This is a genomic window from Streptomyces sp. NPDC005151 (genome assembly GCF_053599875.1).
In genome coordinates this window covers 74012-88967 of the sequence record NZ_JBSFYR010000013.1, presented here as the reverse complement: position 1 = coordinate 88967, position 14956 = coordinate 74012, and the positions used below count along the sequence as shown (strand labels likewise).

Sequence of the window (14956 nt, the reverse complement as noted above, 5' to 3'; positions counted from 1 at the left end):
GCATTTCGCGTCCAGCTGGGTAGTTGGACTCCCGCATCCGCCGAGAACTTCGGCGGCGCGCCGGTCCACCCACGTGGCCCGAATGGAGTACTGTGGCGAGCCCTGGGGCCGGACTCCCACGTGGGGTCCGAGACCTTCGGGACGGGGCCGAAGGAGGCACTCTATCCGGCGGCGCCACGGCATCACACGGGGGCCAGCTACGCGGGGTGACATTTGGTCACTCAGCGTTGCGCAATGGTCACCGTGTCATACCGGCGATCCAGGGCTCACGCCCGACACGCCGGGCAACACGGCAATGTTGTGGCAGGCTGCACCCGGGCAGGCCACACTCGACTAGCGGAAGCAGCGACGCACGTGACGTCGGCAGGCACCACCCGGGAGGTCCCCATGCCCGAACTGCGTGTCGTGGCCGTCTCCAACGACGGCACACGACTGGTGCTCAAGGCTGCGGACAGCACGGAGTACACGCTTCCGATCGACGAGCGGCTGCGCGCCGCCGTGCGCAACGACCGCGCGCGGCTCGGCCAGATCGAGATCGAGGTGGAGAGTCACCTCCGCCCCCGCGACATCCAGGCCCGGATACGAGCCGGTGCCTCCGCGGAGGAGGTCGCTCAGTTCGCCGGAATTCCGGTCGACCGCGTCCGCCGCTTCGAGGGCCCCGTGCTCGCGGAGCGTGCCTTCATGGCCGAGCGGGCCCGGAAGACTCCCGTGCGCCGTCCCGGCGAGAACACCGGCCCCCAGCTCGGCGAGGCGGTGCAGGAGCGTCTGCTGCTGCGCGGCGCCGACAAGGAAACCGTCCAGTGGGACTCCTGGCGTCGTGACGACGGCACCTGGGAGGTTCTGCTGGTGTACCGGGTCGCGGGCGAGCCGCACTCGGCGAGCTGGACGTACGACCCGCCGCGACGGCTGGTCCAGGCCGTGGACGACGAGGCGCGTTCACTGATCGGCGAGACCGACGATGTCGCCGCGCCCGAGCCGAGCTTCCCGTTCGTGCCCCGGATCGCCCGGCTGCCGCGCGACCGGCCGCTGGACCGTGCGCTCGACCGTCAGATGGAACGGCCCGCTCCGCCGCCTCCGCCCGAGCCGGAGGAGCGCATCGTCGGAGTCTCGGCCAGTGAGCGTGACTCGCTGACCAGCCTGCTGGAGGCCGTGCCGAGCTTCCGTGGCGACATGGTGGTGCCGGAGCGGCCCGAGCCGCCGACGACCGAGCCCGCCGCGCAGGAGCCGGAGGCCGACGACCCGCCGGCCGCGGCAGCCTCCGCGGGCGCCGGTTCCGCTTATGCGGATGTGCTGATGCCGCGCGCGGTGGCCGGTCACCGCGACCGGTTGACCGGGACGACTGACCGCCAGGCAGAGGCGGACGGTGTCCGTCCGGGCCGCCGGGCCGCGGTGCCGAGCTGGGACGAGATCGTCTTCGGCACCCGCCGCAAGAAGCAGGACTGACCCGGGTGACCGTGGCATGACGAGGGCCCGTACGCAGCTGCGTACGGGCCCTCGTGCGGTCTGCCTCCGGAACCGGTCGCCGCAGTTCCGGATGGCGCCGCTACCGGGGGTCGGGGCCCGTGGCCACCGGCCGGGACTCGTCGGCGGACCACTCGGACCAGGATCCCGCATACAGCGCGGCGGGAATTCCCGCGACGGCCAGGGCCAGCACCTCGTGCGCGCCGGAGACCCCGGAGCCGCAGTAGACGCCGACCTCCGGCGCCCCGTCCGTACCGAGCTCCTTGAAGCGGGCGGCCAGCGCCTCCGCGGGCAGGAACCGCCCGTCACCACCCGTGTTCTCGGACGTCGGGGCCGAGACCGCACCGGGGATGTGGCCGCCGACCCGGTCGATCGGCTCCACGTCGCCGCGGTAGCGCTCCGCGGCCCGCGCGTCGAGCAGCAGTCCGGAGCGGGCCAGCGCCGCCGCGCCTTCCGCGTCCAGCAGGGGCAGCGCACCCGGTTCGGGCCTGAAGTCGCCCTCGGCCGGGGTGGGCGACTCGGTGGAGAGCTCACCGTCCCAGGCGGCGAGACCGCCGTCCAGCACGCGGACGTCCGGGTGGCCCGTCCAGCGCAGCAGCCACCAGGCGCGTGCCGCGGCCCAGCCCTGACCGCCGTCGTACACCACGACCGGAGTGTCGCGGGAGACCCCGGCGCGGCGCATCACGGCGCCGAATTCCTCGGGGTCGGGCAGTGGATGACGGCCGCCGCTGCCTGCCGGACCGGCGAGTTCCGCGTCCAGATCGACAAAGACCGCACCGGGGATGTGCCCGGCCTCGTAGTCGGGACGGCCGTGCGGTCCACCGAGCTGCCAACGCACGTCCAGGAGCACCGGCGGACGTGGCCCCGCCGACTCGCTCGCACATTCGAATGCGGAGATGATGGGCTTCATGGGTGCCATCCTCGCGCAGAAGCCTGCACACCGGTAACAACGCCGAAACGGATGTACCGCATCAAAACGGACTCCCTCTGTCGAGATCCGGGAACATGCGGCGCGGCCGGGGCGCATCGCGCGCCGGGTGGTGCAAGCATCTGCACGGGGCGTACACATCCCGCACCGCCGGTCGGCGCGTCGGCCCCGTTCCCCCCGTACGGCCACCACGATGGTCCGAGGAGAGAGTGACGATGACCGAGGCTGCCGTTCGGCGCACACCCGGAACACCTTGCTGGGTGAGTCTGATCGTGCACGGCCTGTCCACGACCCAGAAGTTCTACGCCGAGCTGTTCGGCTGGGAGTTCGGTCCCGGCCCCCAGCAACTGGGCCCGTACGTGCGGGCGCTGATCGACGGGATGGAGGTCGCGGGCATCGGGCAGCTGCCGCCGGAACGGCACCTGCCGGTCGCCTGGACGACCTATCTGGCCACCGACGACGCCGACGTCACGGCGGAGACCATCCGCTCCTGCGGCGGCACCGTCGCCGTGGGACCGCTGGACGCCGGTGAGGCCGGCCGGCTCGCCATTGCCTCCGACCCGAGCGGTGCGGTCTTCGGGATCTGGCAGGCCGCCGCGCATCTCGGTACGGCGCTGGCGCGGGTCCCCGGCACCCCGGTCTGGAACGAGCTGGTGACCCGCGAGACCTCGACGGTCGCCAAGTTCTACCAGGCGGTCTTCGGCTACGACGCAGAGGCGGTGGTCTCGGCCGACTTCGACTACCAGACCCTGCACCTGAACGGCCGCCCGGTGGCCTCGCTGCACGGCGTCGGCCGCGCCCTGCCGCGCGACCGGGGCCCGCACTGGATGACGTACTTCGAGGTCGCCGACACCGACGAGGCGGCCGCACGGGTGGTGGATCTCGGCGGGCATGTGCTGCAGCCCCCGCGGGACGGGTCGAGCGGGCGCGTGGCGACGGTCGCGGATCCGGAGGGCGCCGCCTTCACGATCGTACGGTCCGAGGAACGGTGATCCCTTACGCCGTGGGCGGCCGCGTCCGCCGCGCCGCCCGAGCCCCTTCCGTTCGCGCGGGCCCGCTACCGGTCCCCACCGGCGAGCGCCGGTTCGATGCGCAGCAGGACGTCCGGCCACCGGTCGCCCATGCCGTGGAACGCCGCTTTGCCCAGGGGCGAGTCGACGTCGAACCCGGCATGTTCCAGAAACAGCCGGGTGCCCGTCCCCTCGGGGTGAAGCCGCGAGGTGACGGTGGTGTCCAGCGAGCCAGGGACAACGCGGAGACGAGACCTGGAAGGGGGCTCTGCGGGTCCGGCGGCGGCTCAGCCGGACGTCACCGGAAGGACGTCCGGCGACAGCACACCCGCGCGGGCCGTCGCACTGGTCATCCTGCGCTGGTAGTGGCGCCTGCACAGCACCTCGTAACCGACCTCGTCCGCCTGCTGGTTGACGTCCCCCACCACGACCTGGGCGCCTTCGACGACCATCTCGCCTCCCACCGTGCGGGCGTTGGGGGTTTCGCTGAGCAGCACGCGCCAATATGGTGGCCCGGTGATGTCGATCAAGAAGTTCCAAGTCACCTTCGACTGCGCAGAACCTGAGCGCCTCGCTCGTTTCTGGTGCGAGGTGTTGGGGTACGTCGTACCGCCGCCACCGGAGGGGTTTGCCACTTGGGACGATTTCAAGCGCTCGCTGCCACCTGAGCAGCAGGACGCATGGTTTGCCTGCAGTGATCCCTCAGGCGTGGGCCCGCGACTGTACTTCCAGCGCGTCCCCGAAGGGAAGGCCGCCAAGAACCGGCTGCATCTTGACGTGCGGGTCGGCACCGGACTCGTGGGTGAAGAGCGCCTCGCCGCACTTGAGGCCGAGTGCGCACGACTGGTCCCGCTCGGCGCGGTACACGTGCGAACGCTGTATGACGGCAATGATTCGTGCATTCCGATGCAGGACATCGAGGGCAACGAGTTCTGTATCGACTGAGGGGCCGCGAACGCGCCTTCGTTCGGTCATGTCCCGCAGAGCGGTGTAGGGGCGCGGCAGCGTCTGACGCCCCCGCTGGTCAGCGGCTTGGTACCCGCGGGCCATGAGAGGGGATCGCTGCTACACCATTCGGCGGGACACCATCCTGTGCAGTGTCGGCGGATGCGGCGCAGGCCGCTCACACAGCCGCTGACCTGCACGTATGCGGCGGCTTGGTGCGGCGGGTGCGAGCCCCTCTTCGACCCCGGAACCGTGGCAGAATCCGAGCTGCTAAGACGTGGCGGCCCGGGGCACACGACTCCGGGGGTCATACCCCACCCCTTCGCCTCTCCCGGTTCCTCGCCGCTGCCCGTGGTCGATGCAAGCGGCATGAAGCCGGAGACCGTGCAGCATTGGCGGACAGACTTCCTCGCGCCCGTGATCGAGTCACTGCGCACGGAGGGGGCGGCTGCTCTTGCGCGGGGCGAGTCATGGAGTAAGGCGGCTGGGCCGTTCCTGGCCTGCGCCTCCCTGGTCGGCTAATCCTCCGCCGAGAGGCGTCCCACACCACCCAACCCACCATTCTGGGGCGGTTCGCCCTCGCCGGGGGCTGTCTCGTGTCCGCTGGGAGCCTGCCCCCTGCCGTCTCGCACTACCCCGTTCACGGTAGAAGCCGGAGCCGCATGGGCCTCGCCCTCGGGGGAGATCCCGAACCGACGCAACATGGCAGCAACCCACTCGGCGTCCCGCTCCGGCGCATTGGCCAACTCCCGCGGGTCGGTCACGATCATTTCCGCGTGGGTGGTCTCGACGGTCACCACTCGGTCGTCCCGGATGACGAAGGAGTGGCCGGGAACGTCGCGCTGCGGAGTGTCGAGGGAAACCACTCGCACGTCCACGTTGGGGAGGCGGGACACGGACACAATGCGGTCCAGCTGCCCCGCCATCATCGCGGCGGGGAGGAGGAGACGCCAGCGCAGGACAGGTTCCGTGATCACGAAGCGCAGGGTCTTGCCCGTTTCGTACAGGACCCTTTGCCGCTCGATCCGGGCCGACACCGTACGCGAGAGCTGTTCGTCCGTGAGCCCCTTCGGTTCCAGCACGGCCCGGATGTACTCCGGCGTCTGGAGCAGGCCGGGAACCAGGGAGGGTTGGAAGAGGCGCAGGAGCGTCATCGAGGACTCAAGCGCCCTGATCTGCTCCTGCTTCTTGTGGTAGCCCATGCGCCGAAAGAGACGCCATGCGGTCGCCTCTGTAGCCTGTGCGCGGGCTACGGCGAGGTACTCGGCCTTGTTCTCCGGCGATACGCCCAAGGCCGTGAGAATGCGTTCTACGTCCGCCGTCGCGACGGCCACCCGGCCGTTCTCGATCTTCGACAGCTTGGCCGTCGACATGACGGCACTGCGGGCCACGGTCTTGACTTCCTTGCCGGATGCCTGCCGCAGGGCCCGCAGTGCCGCGCCGAGTTCGGTCCGGTTCACTCCCCGTACTTCGCCCACCACTCGGTGAACGGCTCCGACAGCCCCAGAGCCATGCTGCGGTAAGTGGTGTACGCGAATTCCTCGCGAACCAGGAGCGCCCCCTGGGCGGGGACGAAGGTCGGACCGGTGAACGCGCCGTTCTCGTCGTAGTTGAGGACGACCGGCTCCCGGCCGTCGAAGAGCCAGAAGTCCGGCACACCTTCCAAGGGATTCTCACGGTCGGTGATGTCGAGGATGTGGAACTCCTCGCCCGCGGTCATGTTCGTCAGGTAGCCCCAGCTCAGCTCGTATCGGAGGTACGGCGTGAGCGGGCGTGACAGGACATGGACGCGCACCATGCGCCTTCCGCTCTTCGTCGCCTTACCCACAGTCTCAAGCCAGGCCGCGTTGTAGTCCTCGGGCTTCGGCTCCCCGGCGAGGAAGGCATGAAAGGCGGCCGGGTTTCCGGAGTTGCTGTAGTCGTCGAGAGTCCCAGCCGGAACGCCTCTTCCTGGAAGTTGGAGAAGCGGGCGGCCAGGTCGTTAGATGCGCTGATCACGGATTGCCTTCCGGATGAGGTCCATCGGGATTTCCACCAGGGCTTCGCCCTCCGGCACGTCGAGACCGTGTCCCGCCGGCACATCCCCCTGCACGATCAGGGTTCCCCTGTCGGTCGCGTACAGGGTGGGACAGTCCCCGTTCTCACAGGTCGTGGCCAGCTTCGTCAGCCTCATACGGTGCCCCCTCGTTCCCGTGCTCCGGTGTTCCGTCCGTCGTTCCCAGCCGCTGGCCTGAGCCACAAGGGGTTCGAGTTTCCGGAACGGGAAACCTCTCCCTCGTCGCTCGTCTCGCGTCACCCACGCGAGCAGCCTTCTCTCCTCCCGTCGAAGCTCCAGGTGAGCGCTCTCCCGGCCGCTCTCCAGGGTCAGCACCAAGTCCGCACAGGACCAGGAAAAGCCCTGAATCGGCCGGAGAAAACAGGAAGGGCCAGACCCGAAGATCTGGCCCCTGACCTGAGGTTTCCTATCCTGATCAGCCACTTCGGCCGATCAAGGAATCAGGCACTACACGTTGAAGCGGAACTCCACCACATCACCCAACTCCATGGCCACTGCGATGAGTTGGCGTCAAGCAGATGGCACCGGCAGAACATCTGGAGATAGTGCGCCCACGTTAGCGGATGCGGCGGTCATGCGGCGCCGGTGGTGACGGCGGCAGAGAACCTCGTAACCGACCTCGCCCGCCGGGCGATTCACGTCACCGACTACGACCTGAGCTCCCTCGACGACCATCTCACCTTCTATGGTCCGCGCATTGTGCGTGGCACGGGCTCCGCACCAGCAGAGAGCTTCGACTTGGAGCTGCTCGATCCGGTCCGCCAACTCGATCAGCCTCTGCGAGCCGGGGAACAGCCTCGTACGAAAGTCTGTGGTGATACCGAAGGCGAAGACGTCCATCTCCAAGTCGTCCACGACGCGAGCCAGCTGATCAATCTGCGCCGGAGCCAGGAACTGCGCCTCGTCCACGATCACGTAGTCGACTCTGCCGCCCTTCGACAGCTGAGCAACCAGGTACGCGTACAAGTCCATCCCCTCGTCCGCCTCGACCGCCTCCGTTACGAGGCCGAGCCGTGATGACAACTTGCCCTCACCCGCTCGGTCATCCCGGGTAAAGATCACACCCTGGAGACCCCGCGCCGACCGATTGTGCCCAATTTGGAGCGCCAAAGTACTCTTCCCGCAATCCATAGTTCCGGAGAAAAATACCAATTCGGACATCAGGAGAGGGTGACCTTTCGGGGCGGACAGACCGAGGGGCAGCAGCGCTCAGCGATCCCAGTATGAGATGACGGATTCCCAAGGAAGTCGGTGCTCTTTCCGCAGTCCATCGTTCCGGAGAAGAACACAAGCTCGGGCATGAGGGGGTGAACACCTTTCGGTTCAGCAAGGGCAGGAGAGGGAGAAAAACGGGTTACGAGCGTACTTCGAGGAGCGGGACGAGCTGCTCGACGGGGGTCATCGAGCCGTGCATGCCCACCATCGCCGATTCGTGCGGCTCCTGGACGGACGCGGTGACCACCACGTCGTCGCGGGCGGCCGCCACCACGTCGCCGATCCTGCCGTACACCCGCTCGTCGATCTTCGGACCGAACCAGCCGGCCGCGATCGCCTCGTCCCGGCTCGCCACCCAGAACTGCTCGCCGAGCACTTCCTGCCAGACGGTCAGCACATCGGCCTCGGCGCCGGGGACGGCATACACATGGCGGGCCCGGCCCTCGCCGCCGAGCAGGGCGACGCCCGCGCGCAGCTCCCAGTCCTCGTCGAAATCGATCCGGGACTGTTCGTCGAACGGGATGTCGATCATGCCGTGGTCGGCGGTGATGTAGAGCGCCGAGCGGGGCGGGAGCTGCTCGGCGAGGCGCTGCACGAGACCGTCCACGTACATCAGCTGGCCGCGCCAGGCGTCGGAGTCGACGCCGAAGCGGTGCCCCTTGCCGTCGACCTCGCTGTAGTACGTGTAGACGAGCGACCGGTCGCCGGCGGCGAGCCGGTCCGCGGCCAGGTCCATCCGCTCCTCGCCGGAGAGCCTGCCGTGGAACGTGCCGCCGCTCAGTGCGACCTCGGTGAGCGGGGTGTGCTGGAAGGTCGGGGCGGAGACCTGCGCGGTCGCCACACCGGCCTCGTCGGCGAGCCGGAAGACGGTGGGATACGGCTGCCAGGCCGCCGGCGAGGTCCAGGGCTTCCAGCGGAGCTGGTTCATCAGCTCGCCGGTCTCTGGATTACGGGCGGTGTAGCCGGGCAGGCCGTGTGCGCCGGGCGGCAGCCCCGTGCCGACCGAGGCGAGCGAGGTCGCGGTGGTGGCCGGGAAGCCCGCCGTGAGGGGACGGCCCGTGCCACCGCGAGAGGTGGGGAGCAGCGAGTGCAGATACGGCGCCTCGTCCGGATGGGCCTTGATCTGCTCCCAGCCGAGTCCGTCGATCAGGAAGACGCAGTTCCGGTCGGCGGGGGTGAGCTCCGGGATCGCCGCCGTGAAGCCGGGCACGCCCTGTCCGGCGACGAGTGTCGGCAGCAGATCGGCGAGCGAACCGCTGCCGTACGCGGGGACGGGAGCGGTGTCGAGAGGGAGCAGAACGGGGTCCTGCCAGGCCGGCTGGGCCATCAGCGGCCGGTAGCCGCGGTCGCGGCCGTCGCCTCGGAGAGGGACTGGGCGAAGGCAAGGGTCTGCCGCACCGTGTCCGGGCCGTCACCGGCCTCGCTGACACGCAGGCTCAAGTCGTCGGCGGTGGAGCTGCCGGTGTAGCCGTGGTCCGCCTCGCAGTTGGGGTCGCCGCAGGCGGCGGGCTCCAGGTCGATGCGGGAGACCGCGCCCCAGCCGATGGTCAGGACGACCTCGCGGGGCAGTGTGCCCGGGACGTACTTCTCCGGGTCGGCCACGACGCGACTGACCACCACGGACGAGATCCGGTCCAGCTTGACGGACTCGGTGGAGGTGGTGGCGTACGGCGACGGGGAGCTGGTGTCCGCGTTCTGCTCGTCGGTGTGGCTGACGATGAAACGGTTGTCCGTCAGGACCAGGACCGTGACGTGCCTGCGCACCTCGTTGGAGTCGAAGGTCGTCTCCTGGTGCACCAGGTACGAAGCGACCGGCTCACCCCCGACGGCGGCCTCCACCGCCTCGGCCACAAGGGCCGGGTAGTAGCCGCTGCGCTCGATCGCCGCGCGCAGCCCCTGGGTCGTCGTACCGGTCTTCGCCATACGGACCATCCTACGGGGGGTGGATGACTGCCGGGGACGCTGTGGACAGAGCCTGCGGCGGATCGTCCGTGGATTCAGTAGTTGGGCAGGCGACGGGGGCCGAGGTCGGTGCGGGCCGGTGGCGGTGCCAGCCGGACGGTCGCGCCGAGGACGGTCAGCCCCTGCGTGGCGACCACGACCGGTTCCAGTGCGACGGAGACCACCTCGGGGTGATCGTCGACGAGCCGGGACACCCTCAGCAGCAGTTCCTCGAGCGCCGCGGTGTCGACGGGCGCCGAGCCCCGCCAGCCGAAGAGGACCGGGGCCGCCCGGATGGACCGGATCAGTTCGGCGGCGTCGCGGTCGGTGGCCGGCACGAGGCGGTGGGCGGTGTCCCCGAGGAGTTCGGAGGGCGCGCCTGCGAGACCGAAGGAGAGGACCGCGCCCGCCGCCGGGTCGATCGTGACCTGCACGACGGTGTCCACGCCGCGCGGTGCCATGGACTGGACGACCGGCTGCAACTCGGTGGGCTTCCCGAGCAGGTCGGTCAGCTCGCCGTACGCCCGGCGCAGCGCGGTCTCGTTGGCGAGGTCGAGCCGGACGCCGCCGAGGTCGGCACGGTGGCGCAGATGAGGTGCGGTGGTCTTGAGCGCCACCGGATAGCCGAGCCGAGCAGCCGCGGCGACGGCGGCGTCCGGGTCGGGGGCGGGGAGCGTCGGCCGTACGGAGATGCCGTAGCGGCCCAGGAGTTCGCGCGCCTCGTCGTGGCTGAGCTGACGGCCCCGGGGATCGGGGTCGGGCCCGAGAAGGGCGTCGATACGGTCGGCGGCGCAGGCCTCGTCGATGGTGTCGTCGAGGAACTCGGGCACCTTGCCGGGCACCGCGGCCTGCCGTCGCCACTGCGCATACTTCACCGCCTCGGCGAGGGCACGGACGGCACGCTCTGCGGCGGGGTAGGCGGGGATCCGGCCGGTGGAGGGAGCAGACGGCTTGGGGGCACCGGGGCCGGGGGCGTTCGGCTGAGCCGGGGGATTCGGCGGAGCTGAGGTGCCTGGGGTGCCGGTGGTGCTCGGCGTGGCTGAAGCGCCTGTGGTGCTTGTGACGCTCGGGGTGCCCTTGCCGTCCGCTGCGGCCGAAGCACCCGGGGCAGCCGTCGCGGCCACCTGCGGCGCCGCGACCGTGCTGCTGGCGGCCGCGAGCGCCTCCGCCAGGCCGCCGATCTCGACGTGGACCACGGCCACCGGCTTGGCCGGCCCCGTGGCCGCCGCCATGCGCAGCGCGGCGGCCAGGACCTCGCCGTCCCCCGTTTCCGCCTGGCCGTTCTCGCCGACCCACGGGATCGCCGTCACGATCACCGCGTCGCAGCTCCGGTCGGCGAGTGCCTCCGCCAGCGCATCCCGGAAGTCCTGCGGGGTGGCCGCGGTGGTGAGGTCGCGGGGCGGGCGCGGGCGCAGCCCCTCGGCCAGGCAGGCGTCGTACGTGAGGAGGCCCAGGGACTCGGAGTTGCCGAGGATCGCGACCCGGGGACCGGCGGGGAGGGGCTGGTCGGCGAGGAGCAGGCCCGCGTCGACCATCTCCGTCACCGTGTCGACGCGGATCACGCCCGCCTGCCGCATGAGCGCCGAGACCGTCGCGTCCGGGATCCGGCTGATCGGCACCGCATGACCGGGCGGGGTGCTGCCGCTGTGCCGGGCCCCCTTCACCACCACGACCGGCTTCACCGCTGCGGTGCGCCGCGCGAGGCGGGTGAACTTCCGCGGATTGCCGAGGGATTCGAGGTAGAGCAGGGCGACGTCGGTGTTCGGGTCCTCGTACCAGTACTGGAGAAAGTCGTTGCCCGAGATGTCGGCGCGGTTGCCCGCGGAGATGAACGTCGACAGACCCGCGCCGCGCCGGTAGAGCCCGGAGAGCAGGGCGATGCCGATCGCGCCCGACTGCGTGAACAGACCGATCCGCCCCGGGGTGGGCGGCTCGGGGGCGAGGGAGGCGTTCAGCCGTACGCCGTCCGCGTTGTTGATGATCCCGAAGGCGTTCGGGCCGATGATGCGCATGCCGTACGAGCGGGCCTGGCGGACCAGTTCGCGCTGCCTTTCCCTGCCTTCGGCACCCCATTCGGCATATCCGGCGGAGAGGACCACGAGGCCCTGGACGCCGTGTTCGCCGCAGTCGGCGACGGCCTCCGGGACCCGGTCCGCGGGCACAGCGACGACCGCGAGGTCCACCGGTTCGCCGATCTCGCCGATGGAGCGGTGTGCGGGGACGCCGTCGATCGTTCCCTGGTCGGCGGCGAACGAGCTGTTCACGGCGTACGTACGGCCGGTGAAGCCCGCACCGAGGAGGTTGCGCAGAACCGTGCGGCCGACCCCGCCGGGGTTACGGCCGGTGCCGATGACGGCGACGGACCCCGGTGTGATCAGCCGCTGCACCGACCGCGCCTCCGCCCGCTGCTCGCGGGCGCGCTGGACGGCGAGGGACTCGGCGGTCGGTTCGAGGTCGAGGGTGAGATGGACGGCGCCGTCCTCGAAGCTGCGCTGCTGGGTGTACCCGGCGTCACGGAACACCTTGATCATCTTGTTGTTGGCGGGCAGCACCTCGGCGGCGAAGCGCCGGATGCCGCGCTCACGCGCCACTGCGGCGATGTGTTCGAGGAGCGCCGATGCCACGCCGCGGCCCTGGTGCGCGTCCTGGACGAGAAAGGCGACCTCGGCCTCGTCGGCGGGGGCGGAGGCCGGCCGGCCGGCCGCGTCGATCCGGTCGTAGCGGACGGTGGCGATGAACTCACCGCCGACCGTGACGGCGAGCCCCACCCGGTCGACGTAGTCGTGATGGGTGAAGCGGTGGACGTCCTTGGCGGACAGACGGGGGTAAGGAGCGAAGAACCGGTAGTACTTCGACTCGTCGGAGACCTGCTCGTAGAAGCTGACCAGGCGCTCGGCATCGTCCGTGGTGATGGGCCTGATGCGGGCCGTACCGCCGTCGCGGAGCACCACGTCCGCTTCCCAGTGGTCGGGGTACGCGTGGTGCGGACTCTGCTCCGGCGCGGGCTGCATGGGCAAAGCCTACGGCGCGGTCAGCGGTCGCGTAGGGCCCGGGGCCGGGGCAGTCTGAGAGCTCCGATCGGCCGTGCGGCACGGGCTGGGGCCGGGTTGCGGGTCGGCGGGAAGACAGCGACTGCGTGAGAGACTGGTCTAGACAACCATTGATTCGTGAAGGGCAGAACCATGGCTGAGCGCCGCGTAAATGTCGGTTGGGCCGAGGGCCTGCACGCCCGCCCCGCTTCCATCTTCGTCCGTGCCGCCACGGCGTCCGGCGTCCCCGTGACGATCGCCAAGTCCGACGGCCCCCCGGTGAACGCCGCCTCCATGCTCGCGGTGCTCGGTCTCGGCGCGCACGGCGGCGAGGAGATCGTGCTCGCCTCCGAGGCGGACGACGCGGAAGCCGCGCTCGACCGTCTGGCGAAGCTGGTCACCGAGGGGCTCGAGGAGCTCCCTGAGACCGTCTGATTCCAGGGTTCCGATCAGGGGGGAAGCCTTTCCGGCCGATTCCTGTCCGGTCTATTTCTGTGGCGGAGCCGCGGTACCCCCCAACCGGGGCCGCGGCTCCTTCGTTTTCGGATACCGACAATACATTCGGAGCGAATTCAGGCAGCTCAAAGAAAGCCCCGCGCATCTACTTCTCTTTGTATACGGCGCATGTGTTAATTCCGGCCGCTCGCGGTGTTTACGGCATGTTGCGAAGTCCTCACCCGGCCGCCGGAGCGGGGGCGCCGGCATCACGGCCCGGGGCACCGCCCGCGCGGCGCAGCCGGTGCGCGGCGGTGGCCCGCTCGGCGTGCTGGGCGGCCAGCGCCCTGGCCCGTTCCGCGTCGCCGCGCGCCACGGCGTCCACGATGGCTCCGTGCTCGCCCCAGGAATCGGCGGGGCGGGCCGACTGCTCGACCGCGTACATCCAGGCGATCTTGTGCCGTAGCTGGGTGAGCAGCGCGGTGAGCCCGGGGCTGCCGGACGCCTGGGCGAGCGTCTCGTGGAACCAGCCGCCCAGGGAGCGCAGATCCTCCCCCTCGCCCCGCCGCGCCCTGTCCTGACCCAGCCTGACCAGGCCGCGCAGCACCTTGAGGTGCGCCTCGGTGCGACGTTGCGCGGCACGGGCCGCACCCAGCGGCTCCAGCAGCATCCGTACCTCCAGAAGGTCGGCGGCCTCCTGTTCGGTGGGCTCGGCGACACAGGCACCGGCATGTCGGCGAGTGACCACGAAGCCCTCGGATTCCAGGGTGCGCAGCGCTTCCCGCACCGGGACACGGGAGACCCCGTAACGGCGCGCGAGCAGCTCCTCGGTGAGTCTGCTGCCGCGTTCGAAGACACCGGAGACGATGTCGTCACGGATTGCCGTGCATACCGATTGCGCCGGAATGCGCATGTCCGAACCTCCGCCTTAATCCCCGCGAAACGCGGCCGATCGACGCCTGTTCTGTGACTCTATTGCAATGCAACTGCATTTCCGACGCCGGGCCGAAAACCATGAATATCTTCTGGCCCGGGGACGGTTCCGCGGGGCGGTTCGGCAGGGGCGGACACGACGAAGGCCCCGGCGGGAAACCGAGGCCTTCGGGGTGTTGCGGACGGGACGTCGGTCAGACGTTCACGCCATGGGCGCGCAGGTACGCCACGGGGTCCATGTCGGAGCCGTACGAAGGCGTGGTGCGGGCCTCGAAGTGGAGGTGCGGTCCGGTGGAGTTGCCGGTCGAGCCGGAGAGGCCGATCTGCTGGCCCGCGCCGACGCTCTGGCCGACGGAGACGCCGATCGAGGAGAGGTGGCCGTACTGGGTGTACGTGCCGTCCGTCATCCGCAGCACGATGTTGTTGCCGTATGCGCCGCCCCAGCCCGCCTCGACGACCGTGCCGGCGCCGACGGCGACGACGGAGCTTCCGGAGGCGGCATGGAAGTCGATGCCCGAGTGGCGGCCGGAGGACCAGAGGGACCCGCTCGACTTGTAGCCGGTGGTGGCGTACGAACCGGCGACCGGGAGCTGGAAGGAGCCCAGGCGGGTGCGCTCGGCGGAACGGGTGGCGCGGGCCTTCGCGTCACGGGCCGCCTTGGCGCGGGCCTCGGCCTCGGCCTTCGCCGCCGCCTTGGCCTTCGCTTCGGCCTTGGCTGCCGCGGCAGCCTTCGCCTTCACCTTCGCGGCGACGTCGGCCTGGCGCTTCTGCACCTTGGCCTGGGTGGCCACCTGGTCGGCGAGGCCATCCTCGATGGCGATGATCTGGGTCAGGCCGGTTTCATTGACGAAGGAGGCCTCGGCATCCGCGGCGAGGGCCGGAGAGGCCAGTCCGCCGATGACGCCGGTGGTCGCCAGCGTCGCGACTCCGGCGATGCGTGCGCTCCCGCGCTTCAGGCGGCTCGGGGCACGGTGCTTCCCGGTGGGGCGGGTGAACGCCATGA

The 14956-nt window shown here is 70.3% G+C and carries 12 protein-coding genes and 3 pseudogenes; 4 read left to right on the top strand and 11 right to left on the bottom strand.

From position 1 onward, the window contains the following. Positions 1 to 387: 387 nt before the first annotated feature. Complete coding sequence (sepH, locus tag ACWD6R_RS10420) at positions 388 to 1443, top strand: septation protein SepH (RefSeq protein ID WP_451818319.1); 1056 nt, start codon at positions 388 to 390, stop codon at positions 1441 to 1443. Between the two features lie 100 nt (positions 1444 to 1543). Here the strand turns inward: sepH and ACWD6R_RS10415 are convergent, their stop codons facing one another. Further along, positions 1544 to 2371 (bottom strand): sulfurtransferase, encoded by an 828-nt coding sequence (locus tag ACWD6R_RS10415; protein WP_451818318.1) that lies wholly within the window; start codon positions 2369 to 2371, stop codon positions 1544 to 1546. A 233-nt stretch (positions 2372 to 2604) separates the two neighbouring features. Between ACWD6R_RS10415 and ACWD6R_RS10410 the strand changes: the two genes are divergently transcribed. Further along, the gene (locus ACWD6R_RS10410) at positions 2605 to 3381 is read left to right on the top strand and encodes a VOC family protein (protein WP_451818317.1); all 777 of its coding nucleotides are present in this window, start codon (positions 2605 to 2607) and stop codon (positions 3379 to 3381) included. 305 nt (positions 3382 to 3686) lie between these two features. Here the strand turns inward: ACWD6R_RS10410 and ACWD6R_RS10405 are convergent. Continuing rightward, positions 3687 to 3881, bottom strand: a pseudogene (locus tag ACWD6R_RS10405) (thymidine kinase); the annotation flags it as partial. A gap of 34 nt (positions 3882 to 3915) precedes the next feature. On the opposite strand from ACWD6R_RS10405, the gene ACWD6R_RS10400 reads away from it, so the two are divergent. Continuing rightward, positions 3916 to 4344, top strand: a complete 429-nt coding sequence (locus tag ACWD6R_RS10400) for a VOC family protein (protein ID WP_127357125.1) — start codon at positions 3916 to 3918, stop codon at positions 4342 to 4344. Positions 4345 to 4862: 518 nt separating this feature from the next. Here ACWD6R_RS10400 and ACWD6R_RS10395 read toward each other — a convergent pair. From ACWD6R_RS10395 to ACWD6R_RS10365, 7 genes and pseudogenes are all read right to left on the bottom strand, one after another. Beyond that, positions 4863 to 5804, bottom strand: coding sequence for a helix-turn-helix domain-containing protein (locus ACWD6R_RS10395; RefSeq protein WP_451818316.1), 942 nt, complete (start codon positions 5802 to 5804; stop codon positions 4863 to 4865). Next, positions 5801 to 6214: pseudogene (locus ACWD6R_RS10390) on the bottom strand (DUF6879 family protein); the annotation flags it as partial. The pseudogene ACWD6R_RS10390 and the gene ACWD6R_RS10395, both read right to left, overlap by 4 nt. Before the next feature lie 111 nt (positions 6215 to 6325). Then, positions 6326 to 6718, bottom strand: a complete 393-nt coding sequence (locus ACWD6R_RS10385; RefSeq protein WP_451818315.1) for a hypothetical protein — start codon at positions 6716 to 6718, stop codon at positions 6326 to 6328. Positions 6719 to 6910: 192 nt separating this feature from the next. Further along, entirely contained in the window at positions 6911 to 7561 is a 651-nt protein-coding gene (locus ACWD6R_RS10380; RefSeq protein ID WP_451818314.1) for a thymidine kinase, read from the bottom strand. 193 nt (positions 7562 to 7754) lie between these two features. Further along, positions 7755 to 8942: an alkaline phosphatase family protein gene (locus tag ACWD6R_RS10375; RefSeq protein ID WP_451818313.1), complete on the bottom strand. Its 1188-nt coding sequence runs from the start codon at positions 8940 to 8942 to the stop codon at positions 7755 to 7757. Further along, on the bottom strand, positions 8942 to 9538 hold the full coding sequence (locus ACWD6R_RS10370) for a DUF5998 family protein (RefSeq protein WP_037701269.1): 597 nt from the start codon (positions 9536 to 9538) through the stop codon (positions 8942 to 8944). The genes ACWD6R_RS10375 and ACWD6R_RS10370 overlap by 1 nt, the downstream gene beginning before the upstream one ends. A gap of 74 nt (positions 9539 to 9612) precedes the next feature. After that, on the bottom strand, positions 9613 to 12567 hold the full coding sequence (locus ACWD6R_RS10365; protein ID WP_451818312.1) for a bifunctional acetate--CoA ligase family protein/GNAT family N-acetyltransferase: 2955 nt from the start codon (positions 12565 to 12567) through the stop codon (positions 9613 to 9615). A 171-nt stretch (positions 12568 to 12738) separates the two neighbouring features. Here ACWD6R_RS10365 and ACWD6R_RS10360 point away from each other — a divergent pair, with 171 nt between their 5' ends. Continuing rightward, positions 12739 to 13020 carry an HPr family phosphocarrier protein gene (locus tag ACWD6R_RS10360; RefSeq protein WP_451818311.1) on the top strand — a complete coding sequence of 94 codons (282 nt, stop codon included), beginning with the start codon at positions 12739 to 12741 and terminating at the stop codon, positions 13018 to 13020. Positions 13021 to 13214: 194 nt separating this feature from the next. On the opposite strand, the pseudogene ACWD6R_RS10355 reads toward ACWD6R_RS10360, so the two are convergent. Together ACWD6R_RS10355 and ACWD6R_RS10350 are read right to left on the bottom strand one after the other, a co-directional pair. After that, positions 13215 to 13933 (bottom strand): annotated as a pseudogene (locus ACWD6R_RS10355) (GntR family transcriptional regulator). 214 nt (positions 13934 to 14147) lie between these two features. Continuing rightward, a complete protein-coding gene (locus tag ACWD6R_RS10350; RefSeq protein WP_451818310.1) occupies positions 14148 to 14954 on the bottom strand; it encodes a M23 family metallopeptidase in 807 nt (268 codons plus the stop codon). Positions 14955 to 14956: the final 2 nt, after the last annotated feature.